Annotated in this window: 21 protein-coding genes; 3 read left to right on the top strand and 18 right to left on the bottom strand. The window is 66.4% G+C overall.

Annotation, left to right across the window (positions count from 1 at the left end):
* Positions 1–24: 24 nt before the first annotated feature.
* The 7 genes from FYM52_RS12445 to bioB all read right to left on the bottom strand — a co-directional run bounded on the left by FYM52_RS12445 (position 25) and on the right by bioB (position 8917).
* Positions 25–1293 carry a CmpA/NrtA family ABC transporter substrate-binding protein gene (locus FYM52_RS12445; RefSeq protein ID WP_043384212.1) on the bottom strand — a complete coding sequence of 423 codons (1269 nt, stop codon included), beginning with the start codon at positions 1291–1293 and terminating at the stop codon, positions 25–27.
* A gap of 333 nt (positions 1294–1626) precedes the next feature.
* The gene (locus tag FYM52_RS12440; protein WP_154164324.1) at positions 1627–2898 is read right to left on the bottom strand and encodes a nitrate regulatory protein; all 1272 of its coding nucleotides are present in this window, start codon (positions 2896–2898) and stop codon (positions 1627–1629) included.
* 76 nt (positions 2899–2974) lie between these two features.
* Positions 2975–3334: a 5-carboxymethyl-2-hydroxymuconate Delta-isomerase gene (locus FYM52_RS12435; protein WP_042416739.1), complete on the bottom strand. Its 360-nt coding sequence runs from the start codon at positions 3332–3334 to the stop codon at positions 2975–2977.
* Positions 3335–3372: 38 nt separating this feature from the next.
* Positions 3373–4605 (bottom strand): 8-amino-7-oxononanoate synthase, encoded by a 1233-nt coding sequence (bioF, locus tag FYM52_RS12430; protein WP_154164323.1) that lies wholly within the window; start codon positions 4603–4605, stop codon positions 3373–3375.
* A gap of 79 nt (positions 4606–4684) precedes the next feature.
* Positions 4685–5359: a dethiobiotin synthase gene (bioD, locus tag FYM52_RS12425; protein WP_154164322.1), complete on the bottom strand. Its 675-nt coding sequence runs from the start codon at positions 5357–5359 to the stop codon at positions 4685–4687.
* Positions 5360–5925: 566 nt separating this feature from the next.
* Positions 5926–7257, bottom strand: a complete 1332-nt coding sequence (gene bioA, locus FYM52_RS12420) for an adenosylmethionine--8-amino-7-oxononanoate transaminase (protein WP_154164321.1) — start codon at positions 7255–7257, stop codon at positions 5926–5928.
* Between the two features lie 664 nt (positions 7258–7921).
* Entirely contained in the window at positions 7922–8917 is a 996-nt protein-coding gene (gene bioB, locus FYM52_RS12415) for a biotin synthase BioB (protein ID WP_238826201.1), read from the bottom strand.
* 191 nt (positions 8918–9108) lie between these two features.
* On the opposite strand from bioB, the gene FYM52_RS12410 reads away from it, so the two are divergent.
* Positions 9109–9300, top strand: coding sequence for a hypothetical protein (locus tag FYM52_RS12410; protein WP_154164319.1), 192 nt, complete (start codon positions 9109–9111; stop codon positions 9298–9300).
* A gap of 504 nt (positions 9301–9804) precedes the next feature.
* On the opposite strand, the gene FYM52_RS12405 is transcribed toward FYM52_RS12410, so the two are convergent.
* Together FYM52_RS12405 and FYM52_RS12400 are read right to left on the bottom strand one after the other, a co-directional pair.
* Positions 9805–10656 (bottom strand): ScpA family protein, encoded by an 852-nt coding sequence (locus FYM52_RS12405; RefSeq protein ID WP_238826200.1) that lies wholly within the window; start codon positions 10654–10656, stop codon positions 9805–9807.
* A gap of 145 nt (positions 10657–10801) precedes the next feature.
* A complete protein-coding gene (locus FYM52_RS12400; RefSeq protein WP_154164317.1) occupies positions 10802–11005 on the bottom strand; it encodes a DUF3460 family protein in 204 nt (67 codons plus the stop codon).
* A gap of 47 nt (positions 11006–11052) precedes the next feature.
* Between FYM52_RS12400 and bamE the strand changes: the two genes are divergently transcribed.
* Positions 11053–11556, top strand: coding sequence for an outer membrane protein assembly factor BamE (gene bamE, locus FYM52_RS12395; RefSeq protein WP_154164316.1), 504 nt, complete (start codon positions 11053–11055; stop codon positions 11554–11556).
* 204 nt (positions 11557–11760) lie between these two features.
* Positions 11761–12423, top strand: a complete 663-nt coding sequence (locus FYM52_RS12390; protein WP_154164315.1) for a YitT family protein — start codon at positions 11761–11763, stop codon at positions 12421–12423.
* A gap of 110 nt (positions 12424–12533) precedes the next feature.
* Here FYM52_RS12390 and soxZ read toward each other — a convergent pair whose 3' ends face one another.
* The 9 genes from soxZ to FYM52_RS12345 all read right to left on the bottom strand — a co-directional run bounded on the left by soxZ (position 12534) and on the right by FYM52_RS12345 (position 21825).
* On the bottom strand, positions 12534–12869 hold the full coding sequence (gene soxZ / locus FYM52_RS12385; protein WP_370513840.1) for a thiosulfate oxidation carrier complex protein SoxZ: 336 nt from the start codon (positions 12867–12869) through the stop codon (positions 12534–12536).
* Between the two features lie 13 nt (positions 12870–12882).
* Positions 12883–13383, bottom strand: coding sequence for a thiosulfate oxidation carrier protein SoxY (locus tag FYM52_RS12380; protein ID WP_154164314.1), 501 nt, complete (start codon positions 13381–13383; stop codon positions 12883–12885).
* Between the two features lie 87 nt (positions 13384–13470).
* Complete coding sequence (locus FYM52_RS12375; protein ID WP_042416827.1) at positions 13471–14811, bottom strand: FAD-dependent oxidoreductase; 1341 nt, start codon at positions 14809–14811, stop codon at positions 13471–13473.
* Positions 14812–15190: 379 nt separating this feature from the next.
* The gene (locus FYM52_RS12370) at positions 15191–16234 is read right to left on the bottom strand and encodes a YeeE/YedE family protein (protein WP_154164313.1); all 1044 of its coding nucleotides are present in this window, start codon (positions 16232–16234) and stop codon (positions 15191–15193) included.
* 400 nt (positions 16235–16634) lie between these two features.
* Entirely contained in the window at positions 16635–17912 is a 1278-nt protein-coding gene (locus FYM52_RS12365; protein WP_154164312.1) for an NAD(P)/FAD-dependent oxidoreductase, read from the bottom strand.
* Positions 17912–18253, bottom strand: coding sequence for a c-type cytochrome (locus tag FYM52_RS12360; protein WP_154164311.1), 342 nt, complete (start codon positions 18251–18253; stop codon positions 17912–17914). The genes FYM52_RS12365 and FYM52_RS12360 overlap by 1 nt, the downstream gene beginning before the upstream one ends.
* Before the next feature lie 343 nt (positions 18254–18596).
* Positions 18597–18905, bottom strand: coding sequence for a hypothetical protein (locus FYM52_RS12355; protein WP_370513839.1), 309 nt, complete (start codon positions 18903–18905; stop codon positions 18597–18599).
* A gap of 60 nt (positions 18906–18965) precedes the next feature.
* A complete protein-coding gene (gene metG, locus FYM52_RS12350; RefSeq protein ID WP_370513843.1) occupies positions 18966–21074 on the bottom strand; it encodes a methionine--tRNA ligase in 2109 nt (702 codons plus the stop codon).
* 166 nt (positions 21075–21240) lie between these two features.
* On the bottom strand, positions 21241–21825 hold the full coding sequence (locus tag FYM52_RS12345) for a restriction endonuclease (RefSeq protein WP_043384170.1): 585 nt from the start codon (positions 21823–21825) through the stop codon (positions 21241–21243).
* Positions 21826–21877: the final 52 nt, after the last annotated feature.

Genomic DNA, 21877 nt, shown 5'->3' with positions numbered 1-21877 from the left:
GGGTTCTCCGTTAGCGTGGTGGCCTCAGGCCTTGATCTTGAAACTGTCGGCGTACTGGGCGGGGTTCTTGCCATCCCACACCACACCGTCCATGAGCTTGCTGCTGCGCATCGCGTCCTTGGGCACGGCCACCTTGAGCTGGCTGGCCGCCTGGGTGTACAGGTCGATGCGGTTGATCTGCTTGGCCACGGCCAGGTAGTCGGGGTGGCTCTTGAGCAGGCCCCAGCGCTTGTGCTGCGTCAGGAACCACATGCCATCGCTCAGGTAGGGGAAGTTCACCGCCCCGTCGTTGAAGAACTTCATGTGGTGGGGGTCGTCCCAGGTCTTGCCCAGGCCGTTCTGGTAACGCCCCAGGATGCGCTGGTTGATGGCGTCCACGCTGGTGTTGATGTAGGACTTCTGGGCCACGGTTTCGGCCATCTTCAGCTTGTTCTGCAGGCTGGCGTCGATCCAGCGGCCGGCCTCCAGGATGGCCATGATCACGGCGCGGCAGGTGTTGGGGTACTGGTTGGCAAAGTCCCCTGTGGCGCCCAGCACCTTCTCGGGGTGGTCCTTCCAGATGTCCTGCGTGGTGTTGGCGGTGATGCCGATGCCGTCCATGATGGCGCGGTGGTTCCAGGGTTCACCCACACAGAAGCCGTCCATGTTGCCCACGCGCATGTTGGCCACCATCTGTGGGGGCGGCACGGTGATCAGCTTGGCGCCCGACAGCGGGTTGATGCCGGCGGCCGCCAGCCAGTAGTGCATCCACATGGCATGGGTGCCCGTGGGGAAGGTGCCGGCAAAGGTGTAGTCGCGCGGGTTCTGGGCCATGGCCTTGGCCAGGCTGGGGCCGTCCACGGCGCCCTTGTCGGCCAGGGCCTTGGACAGGGTGATGGCCTGGCCATTCTGGTTCAGGCCCATCAGCACGGCCATGTCCTTCTTGGGGCCACCCACGCCCAGGTGCAGGCCATAGACCAGGCCGTAGAGCACATGGGCAAAGTCCAGCTCGCCATTGACCAGCTTGTCGCGCACGCCGGCCCAGCTGGCTTCCTTGCTGGGGACGATGGTGACGCCGTACTTCTTGTCCAGCCCCAGCACCGAGGCCATGACCACGCTGGCGCAGTCGGTCAGCGGGATGAAGCCGATCCGGACCTCTTTCTTTTCCGGAGCGTCGGAGCCGGCGGCCCAGACGCCACCATGGCCCAGCTGGGTGAACAGGGCGGTGCCTGCCGCCGCTCCTGCGGCCTGGCGCAGGAACTGGCGGCGCGAGGCCTGAGGATCGGCGGGGCGGTGTGGGGCGAGCTGTGCCATGGAGGGCTCCTTGAATGCGTGGGCAAAACCGAAAGACGGTCCCGCCAAGCACAACGGCGTCCCGATCCTTCCTGCAGGCAGGGGATGGGGACGCCGTTGTCCATAGGGGGGAATGGGTGGATCCCTGACCGCCTTTGGCCGAGATTCGCCAAGCAAGAAGCAGAAACTGTGCCAGCTGCCACCGGCCCTGGATGTCCCAGGCAGGGCGGCCCGGTGCAGCCCCGTGTAGCCCATGCGGTTGCTGCAATGCAGCAAAGTGGTGCCGACACAGCCTGTTTTTGGTGCGTGGCCGCCCGCATGCCCCGGGTGTGCGGGCGGCAGGCGCTGCCGGGCTCAGCCGGTGTGGCCGGGCAGGGGCAGCAGGTCGGCCATGGCCAGCATGGCTTCGGCCACGTCGATGAGGCGGCGGTTCTGGTTCATCGCCGTCTGGCGCAGCAGCTTGTGGGCCTCGGCCTCACTCATGCCGCGGTGGGTCATCAGCAAGCCCTTGGCGCGCTCCACGGTCTTGCGCTCGGTCAGCGCCGTGCGCACGGTCTCCAGCTCATGGTGCATGGCCTGCAGGCGCAGCGACTGCTCCTGCACCAGGGCCATCACGGACTGGCCCAGCTGGGGCGCGTAGTCGGTGCCGGGGCGCAGCACCAGGCTGGTGTTGGAGGTGCTGAAGAAGTCCGGCAGGGCCCCGGCCGCATCGCTGGCGCTGTGCAGCATGCTTTGCGGGTGGGCCAGGGCCGCCTGGGCGGCCTGCAGCTGGGTGTGGCAGCGCTGCAGCAGCTCGTCGGCCAGCGTGGTCTCGATCTCGTACATGGTGTCCATGCGCAAGGTGCAGGCGTCAAACCAGATCTCGCCCAGCTCCATGTCCAGCGGGGCGTCGGCGGGTGAGGTGCAGCCGATGCGGCGCAGCCGCTCGATGGTGGTCAGGTGGGGGCTGTGCATGCAGGCGGCCTGCCACAGGGCCAGCGGGGTGGCGGGGGCGCATTCGGTAAAGACCTGCAGGCAGCGCTCCTGCGAGTCGATCAGGTGCAGCCAGTGCTGCTGGCGGGTGGCGGTGCTGGTGCCGCTGCTGAAGACCGTGGCGCCGGTGGCGCGTTCCTGGCCGGCCAGCTCCTTGCCCTGCATGAAGTGCAGCATGGCAATCAGCAGGCGCGAGATGTCGGGGTGGGTGGCGCTGTCGGCGGCCTCGAAGACCACGGCCAGCAGGCCAGCGATCAGGCGGATGTAGGCCTGGGTGGCGGCATCGGGGCTGAGGTCCAGCGCGGCGATGCGGGCGCGCAGCGCCGGCAGTGCATCCAGCCCCTGCAGCACATAGGCAATGTGGTTGCACAGGCGCGCGCCATGGCTGCCGCGCAGCGCCTGCAGGTCCAGGGTGTCCAACACGCTGCGCAAGGAACGTGCGCTGTGCGTGCTGGCCTGGACCTGGGTGTGCAGGGCCTGGCGGGCGCGCTGGCCGTGGCTGGCCAGCAGGATGTTCGACAGGCCGCGCTCTTTCTGCAGTGCATGGATCAACTCGCCCAGCTGGCGCACCAGGGTGCTGGTGCGCTGCAGCCGGTGCAGTTCGTCAATTTCGCATTGCCGGGCGGCAATCAGGTAGTGCAGGGCAGTGGACATGGTGGTCACGGCAGGGCGTCAGTGCCTGCTGCCATGCAAATCGCATGCCGCCCTGCTGCGGCGGCCCGGGCAGGGCTTAGAGCTTGCCCTTGAAGTAGCTGGGCTTGTCCATGTCCACGATGTCGACGCTCAGCTGCACTTCCAGGCCGGCTTGCGCAGGAATCACGGACTTCAGCACCGCGGCGATGCGGTCGGACAGCTCTTTCTTGACTTCGGCCGTACGACCGGCCATCAGGCGCAGTTCCACGTGGGCGAAGGCGCGGCCGGCGCTGTTCAGGCCGATGCGGTAGTGGCTCACCTGGGCGATGCGGGTCTTGACATCGGCCTCGTCGCTGACGGTGGGGTGGCCGCAGACGGTAGCGTTGAGCGCTTCCATCAGGGCGGCTTCGTTCAGGCCTTGCAGGTTGTTGGTGTATTCCACATACATATGGGGCATGGTGTATCTCCTGGAATTGAGGGGGCAAAAGTTGGCGCTCATTGTGCCTCGGCGGCAGGCCCCCGATCGGCCAAGACCTCCAAGACCTCCAAGGCATCCACGAGGGCGGCCACATCCGCAGCCGTGTGCGCGGCCGACAGGGCGATGCGCAGGCGCGCCGTGCCCGTCGGCACGGTGGGCGGACGGATGGCAGGTACCCACAGGCCGCGCTGGCGCAGGCCCTCCATCAGCGCCAGGGCGGCGCCGTTGTCGCCGATGACCAGGGCCTGGATGGGCGTGTCCGAGGGAAGCAGGCGCCAGCCGGTGCGCGCCAGCAGCGGCTGCAGCCCCGTGCGCAGCTGCTGGATGCGGGCCTGCAGCTGCGCACGCAGGGCATCACCGTCTGCGATGACCCGCAGGCTGGCCTGCAGCGCGCGCGCCAGCAGGGCCGGTGCGGCCGTGGCGAAGGTGTAGCTGCGTGTGGTCTGCAGCAGCCATTCGATCAGGTCTTCGCTGCCTGCCACCAGCCCGCCCGCCGCGCCGGCAGCCTTGCTCAGCGTGGTCATGTACAGCACGCGCGGGCTGGCGTGGGCGCCCGTCAGTCCCGCGGCGGCCAGGCTGCCCCGGCCTTGCGGGCCGCGGATGCCCAGGCCGTGCGCGTCGTCCAGCATCAGCAGGGCGTCATGGCGTTCGCACAGGGCCAGCAGGCCGGGGATGTCGGCCACATCGCCATCCATGCTGAACACGGCATCGCTGACCACCAGCTTGCGGGCGCAGGGGCTGGCTGCCAGCAGAGCCTCCAGGGCGGCCAGGTCGCCATGCGGGTAACGCTGGATGCTGGCGCGCGACAGGCGGCAGCCGTCGATCAGGCTGGCGTGGTTCAGCGCGTCCGAAAAAATGCCATCGCCCGCACCGACCAGGGCCGGGATGACGCTGGCATTGGTGGCAAAGCCGGCATAGAAATACAGCGCGCGCGGCAGCTGCAGAAACTGCGCCAGATCGTGTTCCAGCGCTGCATTCGCCGTGCTGTGGCCGCTGACCATGGGCGAGCCGCCCGCGCCCACGCCAAAGTGCAGCGCCGCATCGCGCGCGGCCTCGATCAGCGCCGGGTGCAGGGCCAGGCCCAGGTAGTCGTTGCTGCAGAACTGCAGCATGGGCTGGCCGTTGACGGTGATGTGTGCGCCCTGCTGCGGCGCCACGGTGCGGCGGGTGCGGCGCAGTTGCTGGGCATCCAGCGCCGCCAGCTGCCGGGGCAGGGCCTGCAGCCAGGAGGTGGGGGACAAGGTGTTCATGGCTGGGAGTCCTTTCGAGCAGCCGCTGCCCCTGTGGGGCACGGCGACCGCACGCCGTGGTGGGTGTGGGAAGGAGTTGTCATTGCCACGCGAGGGGCAGTTGGACGGGGACGACGCGCGCATCGGGCTGCGCTTGCCAGGGAATGTCGGCCAGCAGTGGCGCACCCAGGTGCTGGCGCAGGTAGGCCAGGTTGGCCTCGGGTTCGCGCATCTGCGGATCGACGCGGCTGGCGATCCAGCCCGCCAGCGGCAGCCCGCTGGCGCGGATGGCATCGGCCGTCAGCAGGGCGTGGTTGATGCAGCCCAGCCGCAGACCGACCACCAGCACCACCGGTAACTGCAGGGCCACGGCCAGATCGGCGATGCGCAGGTGGGGGGACAGCGGCACCTGCCAGCCGCCTGCGCCTTCCACCACCACGGCATCGGCCTGGGCCACCAACTGCTGGTAGGCCTGCAGGATGGGGACCAGCTGCACGGTGACGCCTGCGCGTTCGGCAGCGATGTGGGGCGAGACCGGGTCGGGCAGCAGCACCGGGTTGTCGAGCTGCGGCGGCACCACCAGCGTGGAGGCCGCGCGCAGCGCCAGGCTGTCCTCGTTGGCCCAGCCGCCCTGGCCATCCGGCTCGGCGCCGGACGCCACCGGTTTCATGCCCACCACCCGGCGGTGGTGCCGCGCCAGGGCGTGCAGCAGGGCGCAGCTGGACAGGGTCTTGCCGACGCCGGTGTCGGTGCCGGTGACAAAGCAGGCAATCATGGTTGGGGGCTCCTGATGGATGGTTTTCTTAGGTGGTTGTTGAGGTTTTGGCGACAGGGGCCGGGAGTTCGCCCCGGCGGGCGAGTGACTTTCTTGTCTGCGACAAGAAAATCACCAAAGAAGCGCGTCTGTCGACGGCTGTCCGGCGGAATTCGCTGCGCGCTTGCAGCGCTGCGCTCACACAGCCGCCGGAAGTCAGAAAAACTTCCACCCAGTGCGCGACGCTTGCGCGCGCACCGGTGGCGCTGCGCTTTTTCACGCCTGCATGCTGCATCACTAGGCTGGTTCTTCCTGCAGACCTGCCGCAGCGCAGCTGCGAGACAGGGCTGCCACCCACCGCCTGACTTGCCGTGGTTGTCCGAGCGCAGCGCCGTAGGCGCGCAGCGAGTTCCACGGCAAAGCACTCGGCAGAGTCGCCTTTTCTTTGGTCACTTTCTTTTGGCGAAGCAAAAGAAAGAGACTCGCCCGCCGGGGCGAAATCCCGGCCTCTGTCCTTCACCATGGCAAGTCGCTCACAAGAAATCAAAATTCTTATATATGTTTTTAGCCTCCAGCCCTTGATGCACCTACGCTGACAGCTCTGCTTCTTGCAGCAAGCAGTCCTCCAGCGCTGCCAGCGCCTGGGTCGCCAGGTGCTGCACTTCGTCGGCATCCAGCACATACGGCGGCATGCAGTACAGCGTGTGGCCGATGGGCCGCAGCAGCAGGCCACGCGAACGGGCGGCGGCGTGGTAGCGCTGGGCAAAGTCGGGCAGGGTGGTGGCAATGTCCCAGGCCCAGACCATGCCCATCTGACGGGCATGGCGCACGCGGGGGTGGGTGTTGAGCGGTGCGAAGGCGGTGCTCAGCTGCGCCGCCAGCGCGCGGTTGGCCTGCAGGGTGTCGAGCTGCTCGAACAGCTCCAGCGTGGCCAGCGCGGCGCGGCAGGCCAGCGGGTTGCCGGTGTAGGAGTGCGAGTGCAGAAAGGCCCGTGCCGCCTCGGTGCCGTAGAAGGCCTGGTAGACGGCGTCCGTGGTCAGCACCGCCGACAGCGGCAGGGTGCCGCCGGTCAGGCCCTTGGACAGGCAGATGAAATCCGGCGTGATGCCGGCCTGCTGGTGGGCAAACAGGCTGCCCGTGCGGCCAAAACCGGTGGCGATCTCGTCGACCACCAGGTGCACCTGGTAGCGGTCGCACAGCGCATGGGCCTGGCGCAGGTAGGCGGGGTCGTACATGGCCATGCCGGCAGCGCACTGGATCAGCGGCTCCACGATCAGCGCGGCGGTCTGGGCGTGGTGCTGCTGCAGCCAGGCTTCCAGCGCCGCAGCGGCGCGGTGGGCCACGTCGGCGGCGGTTTCACCCGGCTGGGCGGCGCGGGCATCGGGGCTGGGCACGGTGGCGGACAGGCGCACCAGGGGCGCATAGGCGCTGCGGAAGATGGGCACGTCGGTGACGGACAGCGCCCCCACGGTCTCGCCGTGGTAGCCCCCGGCCAGACCGACAAAGCCGTTTTTTTCGGGCCGACCGACGTTGCGCCAGTAGTGGGTGCTCATCTTTAGTGCCATTTCGGTGGCCGACGCGCCATCGCTGCCATAGCTGGCGTGGCCCAGTCCGGTCAGTGCGGCCAGCTTTTCCGACAGCTCGACCACGGCCGCGTGGGTGCAACCGGCCAGCATGACGTGGTCCAGCTGCTGCAGCTGATCGGTCAGTGCGGCACGGATGTGCGGGTGGCTGTGGCCGAACAGGTTGACCCACCAGGAGCTGATGGCGTCCAGGTAGCGGCGGCCTGCGGTGTCATACAGCCACGGCCCCTGCGCACGCGCGACGGCCAGCAGGGGCTCGGTCTCGTGCCGCTTCATGGGGGTGCAGGGGTGCCAGACGGCCGCGAGGCTGCGGGTGGCGAGGTCAGAGGGGGTCATTGCAAGAACTCCTGAACGTGTGGCGAGAGGCATGGTTCAGCCGCTTGTTTGTAAAAAGTAGAGCGGTTGGCGCTCGGTGGAACTAGGTTTGATGGCTGAATGGCTTTGAACTTTTGAGAACGCTTTGCGGGTTTTGTCGTCGGAGGCCGGGAGTTCGTCCCGGTGGCCGAGTGACTTTCTTGTCCGCGACAAGAAAGTCACCAAAGAAGCGCGTCTGCCGACGGCTGTCCGGCGGAACTCGCTGCGCGCCTATGGCGCTACGCTCATACAGCCGCCGGAAATCAGAAGGACCTCCTTGAGGTGCGCGACGCTTGCGCGCGCACTTTGGCGCGTTGCCTTTTCACTCGTGCATGCTGGAGCACAGCGCTGGTGCTTCGCAGACCTGCCGCAGCTTTGCTGCGAGACAGGGCTGCCACCCAAGGCCTGAATTGCCGTGGCTGTCTGAGCGCAGCACCATCAGCGCGCAGCGAGTTCCACGGCAAAGCACTCGGCAGAGTCGCCCTTGCTTTGCCTCTTTTCATTGGGCGAGACAAATGAAAGGAGGTCGCCCGTCAGGGCGAACTCGCGGTCTCTGTCCCTGAATGGGGCATGGACGGATGCAAGCCCAATCAGCGTCAAAGCCAGTACCTACGAGCGCAATCAGCTCTTCTTTTTCAAGCCATCCTCATTCCGCCGTGGTCGTGGTCTTCAGCCCCTGCAACCCCAGCTTGCGCAGCAACGTGGTGTCGGCCTCCACATCGGGGTTGCCCGTCACCAGCAGCTTGTCGCCGTAGAAGATGGAGTTGGCGCCGGCCATGAAGCACAGCGTCTGCACGGCCTCACCCAGTTGCTGGCGGCCGGCCGACAGACGCACGCGCGCGGTGGGCATGGTGATGCGGGCCACGGCAATCACGCGCACGAAGTCCAACGGGTCCACCGGTTCGCTGTCGGCCAGCGGCGTGCCGGGCACGCGCACCAGGCTGTTGATGGGCACGGACTCGGGGTAGGGATTCAGATTGGCCAGCTGCGCGATCAGGCCTGCGCGGTGCACCGGTGCTTCGCCCATGCCGATGATGCCGCCGCAGCACACGCTGATGCCGGCGCCGCGCACGGCGGCCAGGGTGTCCAGGCGGTCCTGGTACTGGCGGGTGCTGACCACATCCTGGTAGTACTCGGGCGCCGTGTCCAGGTTGTGGTTGTAGTAGTCCAGGCCGGCCTCGCGCAGCGACTGGGCCTGGTGGGGTTGCAGCATGCCCAGCGTGGCGCAGGTCTGCAGGCCCAGGCCTTTCACGGCAGCGATCAGTCCGTTCATCTTCTCGATGTCGCGGTCCTTGGGCGCACGCCAGGCGGCGCCCATGCAAAAGCGGGTGGCGCCGGCATCCTGCGCGGCCTTGGCGGCGCGGGTGACCTCCTCCACGCTCATCAGCTTTTCGGCCTTCACGCCGGTGTCGAACTCGGCCGCCTGCGGGCAGTAGCCGCAGTTCTCGGGGCAGCCGCCGGTCTTCACCGACAGCAGCGTGGCCAGCTCGATCTCGCCATCGGGCCAGTGCTGGCGGTGCACGGTCTGGGCGCGGTACAGCAAGTCCATGAAGGGCAGGTCCAGCAGTTGCTGGATGGCCTCGACCGACCAGCGCTGGTGGCCACTGTCGGCGACGGGGGCGGCAGGATGGTGCCAGTGCATGGGCTGGGCCACAGGGGGGGCACAAGTCTCGCTGGGGTGGGGCATGGGAATGGTTCCTCGAAAAGCCTGCAAGCAGGGATGCCATTCATTGTCAGCACAAAAAAATCGATTGTCCGCAGCGAAAAGTTGGTGGCTGGGTTTGGCAGGAGAAGCTGTGGGTTGGGTTAATTTTGTCGGTTGGATAAAAGAAGTTGGTTGTTTTTGCAGGGGCGTTGTCAGCGAGCTTTGGCTTTTGTGTGCAACGTGCAGCGATTGGCGCCCAATTGCAGGGAGTGGACGGGCCGCAGTTGCATCAATTGCTGCAAAAAGACGGCATTTGTCGGTATGAATTCGCGGTAGTTACGGTTTTTTGGCAAAAAAAGCCAAAATATTTTGTATTGTGAAATTAAAAAAACTGCAGCCCCTGAAAAACAGTGGTTAAAAGTTGAGTGAATTAACGGGGAATGGCGGTGTGGTGCTGGGGTATTGAAAAACCATAGCTGAAGGCGTAGGTCTTGCAAGGTAAACAGCTTGTTTGGATGGTGACTGCGCGGCACCGATAGGGGACTGGTGCGCGCCACCAGGCCGACAAGGCCTAGCGGTCTTGCGGGGTACCAGCGGGAATGGCGCCGTCAGCGCCGCCGCAGCAGGGTGCGGTGGAGGGGGGGCAGGCCGTCGCCAGTCTTGCCGGCAACCCGGTGGTGGGGTGATGCCTTGTGCTGGAGTCGGAGTGCACGGTGAACCGTGGGGCTGGCCGGTGCCCCTGGTGGCCGCGCGCAGCACGACGCAGCGTGCAATGCTGTCCGGGGGCAAGGCTGGCAGTGGGCCGTCTTGCGGAGGCGGCGGGAGGGGCGATGCCCGACGGAGCGGTGTGCGGCTCAGTGCCTGGCCTTTCGCCCTTGGTCGCCTCAGTCGCGCTCGTACAGCTCTTCTTCGAGTTCCAGCGGGGCGCTGGCGGTCGTCGCGGCCGGGCGGTAGGCCAGGCGCACGTAAATGGGGGCGTAGGCCTCGGCCTGGGTGATTTCGATCAGGGTTTCCTTGCCCAGCTCCAGCAGGGCAATGAAGGTGACGACCAGTACGGTGCTGCCCTTGCTGGGATCGAAGATGCGCTCGAACTCCACAAAGCGCTGGCCTTGCAGTTGCTTGAGGATCTGGCTCATGTACTCGCGCACCGACAGCTCTTCGCGCGTGATGCGGTGGTGCTGGACCAGCTTGGCGCGCTTGAGGATGTCGCGCCAGGCGGCTTGCAGCTCGCCCACCGCCACATCGGGAAAGCGGGGCTGCAGGCTTTGCTCGATGTGCACCTGGGCCTTGAGGAAATCGCGCCCGTACTGCGGCAGGCTGCTGATCTGCTGCGCGGCCAGCTTCATCTTCTCGTACTCGAGCAGACGGCGCACCAGCTCGGCGCGCGGGTCTTCGGCTTCTTCCTCGCCCTCTTTCTTCTTGGGCGGCAGCAGCATGCGCGATTTGATCTCGATGAGCATGGCCGCCATCAGCAGGTACTCGGCCGCCAGCTCCAGGTTGCGGTTGCGGATCTCGTCCACATAGCGCAGGTACTGCTGGGTCACCGCCAGCATGGGAATGTCGAGGATGTTGAAGTTCTGCTTGCGGATCAGGTACAGCAGCAAGTCCAGCGGGCCTTCGAACGCCTCCAGGAACACCTCCAGCGCATCCGGTGGGATGTAGAGGTCGTTCGGCAGCTTGAACAGCGGCTCCCCGTACAGGCGCGCCAAAGCCACCTGATCGACCACGTCGGGCATCAGGTCGGCGTTGGCCGATGCCGCCGTGGCAGGCAGCTCGGCAGGCGCGGTGTCGGGGGCGCTATCGCTCATGCGGATTCAACAACAAGAGCGCCCGGCGCTTGCTGGGCAAGGGCCGGGCCATGAAAACACGGACAAAGTGCTTTCAGTTGTGGTTCTGGTAGACGTAGGGCTGCTGGGCAACACGGGCTTGCTCGGAGTCGGCTTGCACTTCGTAGTTCACCTGCTTGTCCCACAGCAGGGCGCGGCCGGCCAGTTGCTGGGCTTCCAGCTGGGGCTTGTCCTTTTTCATCTGGTTGATGAAATCGGTGACTTCGGATGTGTAGTGGGGACGGGCAAAAATGGACATGGACTGGTAACCTCTCTGGATCAAGGATTCTACCGGGACCACTGTCCATGAACTTTTTCAACCGTCTGACGGCCGCCGTGGCCGCGGTGGCCACCTGTGTGCTGACCCTGGTGGGCTGTGACCAGCAGAAGATCGACACGCTGGAAGAGGGTCTGTCCACGGAGGTCGACGTGCGCAAGGCCTTTGGCGAACCCGAAACCATCTGGCCCGAAAGCGATGGTTCGCGCACCTTCGAGTACCCCCGCCAGCCCATGGGGCACCGCAATTACATGATCACCATCGGCCCGGATGGCGTGATGACGGCGCTGCGCCAGGTGCTGACCCCGCATGTGTTCGAGCAGGTGCAGCCCGGCATGACCCAGGAGCAGGTGCGGCGTTTGCTGGGCAAGCCGGCCCAGCGCATGACCTACGAGCGCAAGCAGGAGACCGATTGGGACTGGAACTGGATCGATCCGCCCAACCAGGAGATGGAGTTCACGGTCACTTTTGGTGCGAATGGCACCGTGAAGAAGAGCGGCAGCCGCATCAAGCAGCAGCAAGGCGACCGCTGAGCCCAGGCCCGCGATGGCGCGCAGGACCGGAAAATGCTCTAATTGCTGCGCTGCAGCAAAATACCTGTCAGCGCCGGGACCCGGTGCTGCGTTGTGAGTCCTGCACCCCTGGGCCGAATCCCGGTGGCGCATTTCTTGCTTGATTGCAGCATTGATGTGTGCGGGGCGGCCACAAGCCGGCTCCGCAGAAAAACGGTACCCGCCATGAGCACCACCACCACTTCGCCCGTTTCCGAGCCTGCGCTAAGTGCGCCAGCCTCTGCCCCTGTCCAGGTCGCCCGGCACGGCCGCTATGAAGATGCCCAGGCCCTGTTCTCGGGCTCGCTGTTCGTCGGCATCGCCATGATGATGTATGCCCAGGCCGGGCTGCTGACGGGCAGCACCGCCGGTCTGGCCTTCGTGCTGCACTACGCCACGGGCCTGTCCTTCGGCGGCATCTACTTTCTGATCAATATCCCGTTTTACTGGTTCGCGTGGAAATACGTGGGCCGGGAATTCACGGTCAAGACCTTTCTGTCGGTGGCCCTGCTGTCGGTGATCACCGAGTTCGGGCCGCAATTCATCCACATCGATTACCTGCACCCCGCCTTTGCGGCGATTGCGGGCGGGCTGCTGATGGGCACCGGCGTGCTGTTCCTGGCGCGGCACCGCTCCAGCCTGGGGGGCGCCACCATCGTCTCGCTGTACGCGCAGGACCGATGGGGCATCCCGGCGGGCAAGGTGCAGATGGCCATCGACTGCGTGGTGGTGGCCCTGGCGCTGTGGGTGGTGCCCTTCGAGCGCGTGGCCTGGTCGGTGCTGGCCGCTGTGGTGATGGGGATTTTCCTGGCTGTCAGCCACCGCCCCGGGCGTTATGCCGGTCAATAAAGAGAGCTAATAGCGCAATCCAGATAAGGGCTGGAAGGCTATTTGATACATAAAAAGCCCCGCAGGCGCAACACCTGCGGGGCTTTGTTTTGGGCCGGGGCCGGCTGCGATCAACCCACCGTGATGGTCTTGCTGGCCGTCAGCGTGGCGCCCTGGTCGTCCTTCCAGAACATCGTCAGCTCGCCGCTGTGGCGTGCCTTGAAGGTGAACTCGATGTAGGGGTTCTGGGCGATGGAGGTGCCGGGGTCCCAGGTGAAGATCAGCTTGCCGCCGAGCTTGGCCTCGAAGTGGCTGAGGATGTGGCGCGGGCGGGCCTTGCCGGTGGCGGGGTCGACGCGCAGGCCGGTCTCCATGACGTGCTCCATCTGCGCGCGCACGCGCAGGATGTCGCCGGCCTTGGGCTTTTCATTGCTGACCCAGACGCGGGCCGGTTTGTTCATGCTCATGGCGTGCTTCCTTTCACATGCCGCAGCCGCTGGCGGCTACGGTGACGGCCTGCTTGGCCGCCAGGACCTTGCCGCTCTTCATGCGCGCCAGCACGTGCACGGTCTGCGACTGGCTCAAGCGGATGCGCACGGCCGCCTCGGCGGTGCCGGTGTCGGCGGTGAACCGCATGCGGCAGGCCAGCGGGATGGGGTTGAGCTCGGCCACCACCATCAGCTCCTCGCACCAGTCCTGCTCGGTGATCGGCAGGGTGACCTTGGCCTTGACGGGCACGGCGCTGGGGTTGTCGGCCAGCACCGGCACGTCCAGTTGCAGCCCTTCGGCCTGCGGTGTGGCGCTGCCGATGAACTGCTCCATGGTTTTCTTGAATTCCACGGGGTTGGGGGCCAGGGGGCCGACCAGCGGCGTTTTCGCCGTGGCTTGGGCCAGCGCCGCACCGGGCAGGGCCAGGCTGGCCCCTGCGGCGGCAGCGCCGGCCACCAGGTGGCGGCGGGTCAGGGAAGATGCAGGTGTCATAGCTGTGCGGGAAGACGATCTGAAGAAAGGGGGCCTTGTGGGCCTCCACCGTCCGGCCGGGGCCGCAGGGTGGAGGGCGCGCTGCGCTCAGATGCCGAGGAAGTCGCTGAACTTGCCGTTGATCCAGGCAAAGTCTTCCTTGACCAGATCGGGCGTGCGCACGTCCATGTCGATCTGGGTCTGGTTGACCTGGCCGTTGGCGTCCACTTCGTATTCGAACTTCACCGAGATTTCTTCCTGTGGGTCGCCATTGACCATCATGTAGCACAGGTTGTCGGGCAGCAGCGGGGTGACCTCCTGGCCGGCCACGCGCTGGGCGATGTTCTTGGCCACGATCTTACCGATGTAGTTGGCCACGTGGGCGCTCTTGGGGTAGTGGCCGAACTGGGGCGAGATGGCCCCCATCAGGTCGCCCACGAAGTACACGCGGTCGTCGCTGTTGGCGGTGAAGTAGCGCACGTTCATGTCGGCCCAGCCTGTGGGCTTGCCGTCGGGGGTCTTGCCGATCAGGTCGGCCCACCACACCATCTCGGCGGCCTGGTGGGGCGGCATGAGGATGGCGTCGTCGAACTGGAACTCGCCGGCTGCCGTCTTGATGCGCTTGTTGAAGGGGTCGACCTCCTGCACGCGGGCGTTGGGCACGTGGGTGATGATGTCCGCGTACAGCTCGTCGAAGGCCTGCTTGTAGCCCACGCCGATGGGCGCGATCTTGGGCTTGGGGTCCAGGATCAGGATCTTGCCGGGGATCTTGTGCTTCTTGATGTGCCAGGCAATCAGGCAGGCGCGCTCGTAGGGCGAGGGCGGGCAGCGGTGCGGTGGCGGGGGCAGGGTCATGACCAGGGTGCCACCCTTGAAGTTCTTGACCTTGCTCTTGAGCGCCAGCATCTCCTGGTTGGGGATGTAGGCGTTGGGAAAGTGCTTGCGCGTGTAGTCGATGGCCTTCTGGTCGTTGCCGAACCAGGCTTCGTAGTCGTTGCGGATGCCGCCGGACAGGATCAGGAAGTCGTACTCGATCAGGCCATGGGCGGTGCGCACCAGCTTCTTGTCGCGCTCGAAGCCGGTGACCTCGGTCTGCAGCAGCTTGTAGCCGTACTTGTTGGCGGGGTGCAGCATGTCGCGGTTCACGAAATCGGTGTTCACGATGTCGATCAGCCACTTGTTGCTCATGGGGCCGGACCAGAACGTGGGGTTGCGCTCCAGCAGCACCACGTCGGAGTTGGGGATCAGCTCGCGCAGGTAGCGCGCGGCCGTCATGCCCCCCCAGCCGCCGCCGCAGATCACGATGCGCGGGCCCTTGCCTTCGCGCGGCAGGATGCGCGATTGGGGCGTCATGATGGTCGGGGCGGCCAGCGTGGCGATGGGCACGGCCGCCGCAGCGGCCCCCAGGGCCATCGCGGGCGGGGTCATCAGAAAGTGGCGTCGTTGCAGGGTCATGGTTCCTCCTTGGGGTGGGAAATCGGGTCAATCCAATCGACAGGCCGGTGCATGCAGGTGCCGCCGCAGGGCTTGCGGCGACCAGATTGCAAAGGGAACAGGGCAGGACCATGCCGGATGACCATGCTGGTGCAACAACACGGGCCGGCGGGCAGTGTTCAGGCTCCTGGCGTGGCAGGAGCCACATCCATTGCGTCAACGAAACTCAGGGCGCAGGCTTGAGCGTTGGGCGCAAGCACTGGGGCAACCAGGTACTTGCGGGCAAGGATGGGTAAATCCCTCTCAGCCGTCACGCGGCACAAGCAGAGCTGTCTGGGGCGCGATTCTAGACCAGGGGGGGCAAAAAGCTACCAATTGCAACTGGTGCGCTCGGTCAAGTGCGCCGGCCCCACAGTTGCAGACACAGGACGCTGCCCAGCACGATGCCGGCCACGGCCGGCCCGGTGGCCCAGGCCAGGGTGGTGATGCCGGTCAGCCCCTGGCCGATGGAGCAGCCCGCGGCCAGCAGGCCGCCAAAGCCCATCAGCCAGCCGCCGATGGCGCTCCGGGCCAGCTGGGCGGGGCTGTTGAAACCTTCCCAGCGTGCGGTGCGGCTGGCCAGGGCCGCGGCCCCTGCGCCCACCAGCACGCCCAGCACCATGGCCGAGGCGGCATCGAACTCGCGGCCCACGGCCACCTGCACATACAGCAGCGTCTCGGCGATGGGGGAGATGAAGCTCAGCGAGGTCAGCCGGGCCGGATCGAAGGGGTCGACGCCGACCGTGGCGCTGATCCACCAGCCCACGGCCACCAGGGCGCCGATCACCAGGGCCGACAGCGCTTGCACCGGGCTGTGGCGCAAGGCCGGGCGGTACAGGGCATAGGCCATCAGCAGCAGTGCAGGAACGATAGCAAGCAGCGCATAGATGGCGGCGGCAGACCAGCCCTGGGCCTGCAAGGCATGGGACACGGTGGCATGTTCGGCGGCGGTGGGCGCCAGGCCCTGGAACCACTGGCGCAGCGGCACCAGGATGCCGGTGGAGCTGGCCTGCGCGCCCAGGGCCAGAAACACCACGGTCACGAGGGCGCGCAGGTTGCCGCCGGCCAGCAGCACCAGCGAGCGCGCACCGCAGGCATTGGCCAGCACCATGCCCAGCGCAAACACGGCGCCACCGAAGAACACCCCGGCGATGGAGAAGTTGGGCCGCACGATCTGGGCCTTGCCCAGGTCCACCAGGCCGGCCCACTGCAGGCCCTGCGAGGCCAGCAGGGCCACGGCCACGGCCAGGGCGAACGCCTGCAGCGCCGGCGCGCTGCCGCGGGGCTCGGCGCCATCCAGTCCCAGGCTCTGGCGCAGGCCGCGCAACAGGCAGAAACGCCCCAGGCGCGCGGCGACACCAAAGGCCACGCCCAGGAAAAAGGTCAACCACAACAACATAGCAATTCCTCAAGCAGCGCGCATGCTAAACCAAGCGGGGCACCAGGCAGAAGGTACGCATGCCAGGGGCGGACAAGCAATCCTCCGGTGCCATGCGGGGAGGCCCGTGGTTGGCGCAGTCCTGTGCCAGCCCGTCCGACCCGAGCGCCATCGGGCGGTCCAGCCCATAAAAAAAGGAGCGCGCACTGCGCTCCTCGGCATGGAAGGGGCTTGAATGCTCAGATTCTCAGGCCCGCACGGCAGGGCGATGCACCCTGCGGTTGCCTGGGATCGCCCCCCCCCGGCCACCGGGGTCAGCAAGCCAGGGCCGCCCTGCAGCGGCACCCGCATCCCCTTTCCCGCCACCCCCAGGGTGGTGCGCCAAGGGGGCGGGCGCATCAGCGCCCCAGGAGCGTCGCCATCAGCGGTCCCAGATGTCCGTGCTGATGGCCTTGTACCAAGCCGCGCCGTAGACTGCCTCGGCCTTGCGGAAGCCCGCATCGGCGTTCGCCGGGCTGACGCCACCGGAGCCGGGCACCTCGATCAGCTTGCCGGCCTCGCTGCGGTACACGCCCGCCACCGAGATGCCGTAGTCCGTGCCGATCAGGCTGTAGCAGGTGTTGGCGAAGGCCGCCTGGGGCTGGGGCTGTCCGGTCAGCTCGGCCGCAATCGCGGCGGCAGCCACCTTGCCCTGGGTGTTGGCGGCAAAGCCCGACTTGGGCATGGGCGCGGCCTGGGTGGCATCGCCCAGCACATAGACGTCCTTCACCAGGGTGGATGCGAAGCTGTCGGGCTGGATCGGCACCCAGCCGCTGGCGTCCGTGACCCCGGCGCGGTCGGCGATGAAGCCGGCCTTCTGCGGCGGGATGACGTTCAGCACGCTGGCCTGGTGCTTGGTGCCGAAGGCGGTCTCCACCACGCGCTGCTTGGCATCCACCCGCACGACCTGACCGTCGTCCGACTGCTTGACCCATTCGATCATGTCGCCGTACAGCGCCTTGTAGCCTTGCAGGAACAGACCCTGCTTGGAGAACGCGTCCTTGTTGTCCAGCAGCAGGATCTTGCTCTTGGGCTTGTGCTGCTTGAAGTAGTGGGCCACCATGGCCGCGCGCTCGTACGGGCCGGGCGGGCAGCGGAAGGGGTTGGCCGGAATCACCATCACAAAGGTGCCGCCGTCTTCCATGGCTTCCATCTGCTGGCGCAGCAGCTGTGTCTGGGTGCCGGCCTTCCAGGCGTGCGGCGCCAGCTGCGCGGCGGCTTCGTCATAGCCTTCCAGCGCGCCCCAGCGCATGTCCACGCCGGGGGACAGCACCAGCTTGTCGTAGCGCAGGGTCTTGCCATTCGACAGCTTGATGCTGCGTGCTGCGGTGTCCACATCGTCGGCACGGGCGTGGACCACCTCCACGCCGGCCTTGCGCAGGCCGTCATAGCCGTGGCCAATGCTCTCGAACGAGCGCAAGCCAGCCAGGTAGAGGTTGGAGAACGGGCAGGTGTAGAAGCGCTCGGCGGGCTCGACCAGGGTCACGCGCACCTGGGGGGCACGCTGCTTCAGGTAGCGCGCTGCGGTGGCGCCCCCAAAGCCGCCACCGACCACCACCACATGGGCGGAGCCGGCCTTGGCCTGCACGATGGAAGGCAGGGCCAGCGTGGCGGCACCGGCCATGGCGCTGCCCAAAACAGTACGGCGATTCACAGTCATTACGGGGCCTCCTTGCTGAACCACTCGGCCAGCGCCTGGATTTGTGCGTCGTCATAGCCCTTCATCAGGCGGGTCATGACCGTGGCGTCGGCGGCGGTGCCGGCCTTGAAGGCCTGCAGGCGCAGCAGCAGGTGGCGTTCACCCACACCGCGCAGGGTGGGGATGCCGCCTGTGGACTGGCCGTTGGGGCCATGGCAGTTGGCGCAGGTGCCGGCGATGACCGAGATGTCCTGCACGCTGGGGCCCGCGGCGGGGGGCGTGGGTGAGGCGGCCATGGCCGCGAAAGGCGTTGTCAGCGCCAGGGCCAGCAAGGCTGGTCGCAGGGGAAGTGACAGAGGCATGCAGTCTCCTGTGGGGCTTGAGCCAGTCTCCGCGCTGCATTCGTGGGGCAGGTGGGGGACGTGCTATGTGTGTCAACAACAACCGCCGTTGCCCTGCACGCAGGAACAACGGTCAAGAGCGGCGGATTCTAGGTAACACCTTGCAACAACGGGTTAGAAGTTTCTGCGCTGTGCCTATATGCCGCCCATCGCCCCCCGGGGGCAAGACGGTGCGTTGAGCGCGCGTGCAGGCTTGTTCTTAAAAAGGTGAGCTGCTGACGCTTATTCAGCAAGCGTTTTGCGGATTTTTTATGCGAATCGGTGTTGTCGGGTAAATGAAATGGATGTCGCGTTACGCGATGGCTTAATTCCAAATTGGAGATGGTTGCGCGACGGGCGGCACCATGCCAGCGGGGGCGGGAGCCGCAGGGGGCTGTGCGTTGGCACCGTCCTCGGACAGCGCATCCACCGCGGCGCCCACGCCGTGGCCCACCACCTTGGCCGTGCCCACGGCCACATCGGCGGCCAATCCCACCGCCGTCGCGGTCACGCTGACCGCGGTTGCAGTGACCGTCACCACGGTGCAGCCGGGCAGCAGCAACAGGCTGCACAGACCAAGAAAAGCCCCCAGGGCACGGCGCCGTGGGGGCTGGCGGGGGGAGCCCATCACCATGCCGGCTGCCTCATCGCCGGGCCCTGGGCGCAGTGTCAGCGCCCTGCAGGGGGCGTGCCATCAGCCGATGCGCATGCCGGGCGTGGCGCCGGGGAAGGGCTCCAGCACATAGATGCCGGGGTGGGCCTTTTCATCGGCGTGGCTGGCGGCCAGCACCATGCCTTCGCTGATGCCGAACTTCATCTTGCGCGGCGCCAGGTTGGCCACCAGTACGGTCAGCTTGCCCTGCAGCTGCTCGGGCTGGTACATGCTGGCGATGCCGCTGAACACATTGCGTGTCTTGCCTTCGCCGGCGTCCAGCGTCAGCTGCAGCAGCTTGGTCGAGCCTTCCACGGGCTTGCATTCGACGATTTTGGCAATGCGCAGGTCGATCTTGGCAAAGTCGTCGATGGTGATGGTGGGGGCAATCTCTTCGCCACCGGGCTTCACGGCCTCGACCACAGGGGCGGCGGGCGGCTCGAACAGGGCGTCCAGCTGCTCCACCACCACGCGCTGCATCAGGTGTTCGTACTTGCCGATGCCATGGCCGGCGCCCAGCAGGCGGTCGGCGTCGGCGAACTGCAGGGGCTGCACGTGCAGGAAGGCTTCCACCTGGCTGGCCACGGCGGGCAGCATGGGCTTGAGGTAAACCGTCAGTAGGCGGAAGGCTTCGATGCAGGTGGTGCACACGTCCTGCAGGCGGGTATCCATGCCTTCCTGCTTGGCCAGCTCCCAGGGCTTGTTGGCGTCGACGTAGCTGTTGACCTTGTCGCACAGGGCCATGATGTCGCGCGCGGCGCGGGCCGTGTCGCGGGCTTCGTAGGAGGCCACGATGCCGTCCTTGGCGTCGCGCAGCGCGGCCAGCAGGGCCTGGCCGTCTTCGCTGACCGCACCCAGCTTGCCGTCAAAGCGCTTGCTGATGAAGCCGGCGGCGCGCGAGGCGATGTTCACGTACTTGCCGATCAAATCGGAATTCACGCGCAGCATGAAGTCCTCGGGGTTGAAGTCGATGTCTTCGTTCTTGCCGTTGAGCTTGGCACCCAGGTAGTAGCGCAGCCACTCGGGGTTCATCTTCAGGGCCAGGTACTTCAGCGGGTCCAGGCCGGTGCCGCGGCTCTTGCTCATCTTCTCGCCGTTGTTCACGGTCATGAAGCCGTGCACGCAGATCTTGGTCGGCGTCTTGCGGCCGCTGAACTTGAGCATGGCCGGCCAGAACAGGGTGTGGAAGGTGATGATGTCTTTGCCGATGAAGTGGTACTGCTCCAGGTCGGGGTCGGCCATGTAGGCGTCGAAGTCCTCGCCGCGGCGGTCCAGCAGTTCCTTGAGCGAAGCCAGGTAGCCCACGGGCGCGTCCAGCCAGACATAGAAGTACTTGCCCGGTGCATCGGGGATCTCGATGCCGAAGTAGGGCGCGTCGCGGCTGATGTCCCAGTCGTCCAGGCCTTCGCTGGTCGAGCCATCGGGGTTGGTGCGCACGCCGAACCATTCCTTGATCTTGGCGGCCACTTCGGGCTGCACATGCTGGCCGTTCTGCGTCCACTCGGTCAGGAATTCCACGGCGCGCGGGTCGGACAGCTTGAAGAAGAAGTGCTCCGAGGTCTTGAGCACGGGCGTGGCGCCCGACAGGGCCGAGAACGGGTTGATCAGGTCGGTCGGCGCGTAGACCGAGCTGCAGACTTCGCAGTTGTCGCCGTACTGGTCCTTGGCGTGGCAGCGTGGGCACTCGCCCTTGATGAAGCGGTCGGGCAGGAACATGTTCTTCTCGGGGTCGAAGAACTGTTCGATGGTGCGCGTCTCGATGAAGCCGGCGGCCTTGAGGTCGCGGTAGATCTGCTGGGACAGCGCGTGGTTGGCCGGGCTGTCGGTGTTGCTCCAGTTGTCGAAGGCGATGTGGAAGCCGTCGAGGTAGGGCTTGCGGCCGGCGGCGATGTCGGCCACGAACTGCTGGGGCGTCTTGCCGGCCTTTTCGGCGGCAATCATGATGGGCGCGCCGTGGGCATCGTCCGCACCCACGAAGTTGACCGCATGGCCCTGCATTCGCTGCGCACGCACCCAGGTGTCGGCCTGGATGTATTCCATGATGTGGCCGATGTGGAAGTTGCCGTTGGCGTACGGCAGGGCGGTGGTGGCGAAAATCTTGCGTTGGGACATGGGAGCCTTCTCGTTGGGCTGTGAAAAGCAACCCTCGATTCTAGAAGCCCTGAAACCGCTGTGCAGTAAATGCGCGCATGGCCCCGGATTCACGGAATTGATAGCTGTCTGCGCAATCTGGATCAGGGCTGAAAGGCCTTTTGACCATGAATACCCCCGGCGCTGTGCGCGGGCCGCCCCGGCCGGGGCGGCGCCTGCGCAGGCCTCAGGGCTGGGCCATCAGCGGCTTTTGCAGCAGCGTGGCCAGGGTCAGGCCCTGCAGGATGGCGATGTGCTGCGCATCGGCAAAGCGCTGCGCCGTGTCCTGCAGCGGGGCGATGCAGACATAGGCGCATTCCTGGGCGTTGTGCGCGGGCATGGCCTGGTGCAGGGCGCGCAGCGGCTCGACGCCATGGGTGCCGGCCTTCCAGCGCTTTGCCAGCACCAGCGTGGTCTTGCCATTGCGCTGCAGCACGAAGTCGGCGGCCGCATCCTTGCTGCGTGCGACGCTGTAGCCCTCGGTGGCCCAGGCGCGTTCCAGGTGCTGGGCAAACTCGTTCCAGTTCTGCTGCGCGGCCGACTCCAGCAGGGCGCGCTGCTGGGCCGGAGTGGGCTGGTCGTACTGGCGCACGAAGGCCACAAAACCCAGGGCCCAGAAGGGCAGCGACCCCAGGATGGCGACCATCTTGTAGGGCTGGGGCACCAGGGCCGCCGCCAGCAGGGCCCAGCCCGCGCCGACGGTAAAGCTCACCCACCAGCGCGAACGCAGCAGGATGGCGAACAGGGAGTTTTCGGCCATTTTGAATTTCATGGCGGCAGATCTTTCAAAGGGGGGAAACCGGGCGCCGGTGCGCCCCAGGAAC

It is taken from the genome of Comamonas sp. CAH-2 (assembly GCF_009668305.1).
Classification (GTDB): domain Bacteria; phylum Pseudomonadota; class Gammaproteobacteria; order Burkholderiales; family Burkholderiaceae_C; genus Comamonas; species Comamonas aquatica.
The sequence above is the reverse complement of the archived record's forward strand: the minus strand, read 5'-3'. Positions and strand labels throughout refer to the sequence as shown.

Coding starts and splice junctions, on each gene's coding strand:
- FYM52_RS12445 (WP_043384212.1), bottom strand. CDS start 1,293: ATGGCACAGCTCGCCCCACACCGCCCCGCCGATCCTCAGGCCTCGCGC.
- FYM52_RS12440 (WP_154164324.1), bottom strand. CDS start 2,898: ATGTCCACTGCCCTGCACTACCTGATTGCCGCCCGGCAATGCGAAATT.
- FYM52_RS12435 (WP_042416739.1), bottom strand. CDS start 3,334: ATGCCCCATATGTATGTGGAATACACCAACAACCTGCAAGGCCTGAAC.
- bioF (WP_154164323.1), bottom strand. CDS start 4,605: ATGAACACCTTGTCCCCCACCTCCTGGCTGCAGGCCCTGCCCCGGCAG.
- bioD (WP_154164322.1), bottom strand. CDS start 5,359: ATGATTGCCTGCTTTGTCACCGGCACCGACACCGGCGTCGGCAAGACC.
- bioA (WP_154164321.1), bottom strand. CDS start 7,257: ATGACCCCCTCTGACCTCGCCACCCGCAGCCTCGCGGCCGTCTGGCAC.
- bioB (WP_238826201.1), bottom strand. CDS start 8,917: ATGCACTGGCACCATCCTGCCGCCCCCGTCGCCGACAGTGGCCACCAG.
- FYM52_RS12405 (WP_238826200.1), bottom strand. CDS start 10,656: ATGCCCGACGTGGTCGATCAGGTGGCTTTGGCGCGCCTGTACGGGGAG.
- FYM52_RS12400 (WP_154164317.1), bottom strand. CDS start 11,005: ATGTCCATTTTTGCCCGTCCCCACTACACATCCGAAGTCACCGATTTC.
- bamE (WP_154164316.1), top strand. CDS start 11,053: ATGAACTTTTTCAACCGTCTGACGGCCGCCGTGGCCGCGGTGGCCACC.
- FYM52_RS12390 (WP_154164315.1), top strand. CDS start 11,761: ATGAGCACCACCACCACTTCGCCCGTTTCCGAGCCTGCGCTAAGTGCG.
- soxZ (WP_370513840.1), bottom strand. CDS start 12,869: ATGAGCATGAACAAACCGGCCCGCGTCTGGGTCAGCAATGAAAAGCCC.
- FYM52_RS12380 (WP_154164314.1), bottom strand. CDS start 13,383: ATGACACCTGCATCTTCCCTGACCCGCCGCCACCTGGTGGCCGGCGCT.
- FYM52_RS12370 (WP_154164313.1), bottom strand. CDS start 16,234: ATGTTGTTGTGGTTGACCTTTTTCCTGGGCGTGGCCTTTGGTGTCGCC.
- FYM52_RS12365 (WP_154164312.1), bottom strand. CDS start 17,912: ATGACTGTGAATCGCCGTACTGTTTTGGGCAGCGCCATGGCCGGTGCC.
- FYM52_RS12360 (WP_154164311.1), bottom strand. CDS start 18,253: ATGCCTCTGTCACTTCCCCTGCGACCAGCCTTGCTGGCCCTGGCGCTG.
- FYM52_RS12355 (WP_370513839.1), bottom strand. CDS start 18,905: ATGGTGATGGGCTCCCCCCGCCAGCCCCCACGGCGCCGTGCCCTGGGG.
- FYM52_RS12345 (WP_043384170.1), bottom strand. CDS start 21,825: ATGAAATTCAAAATGGCCGAAAACTCCCTGTTCGCCATCCTGCTGCGT.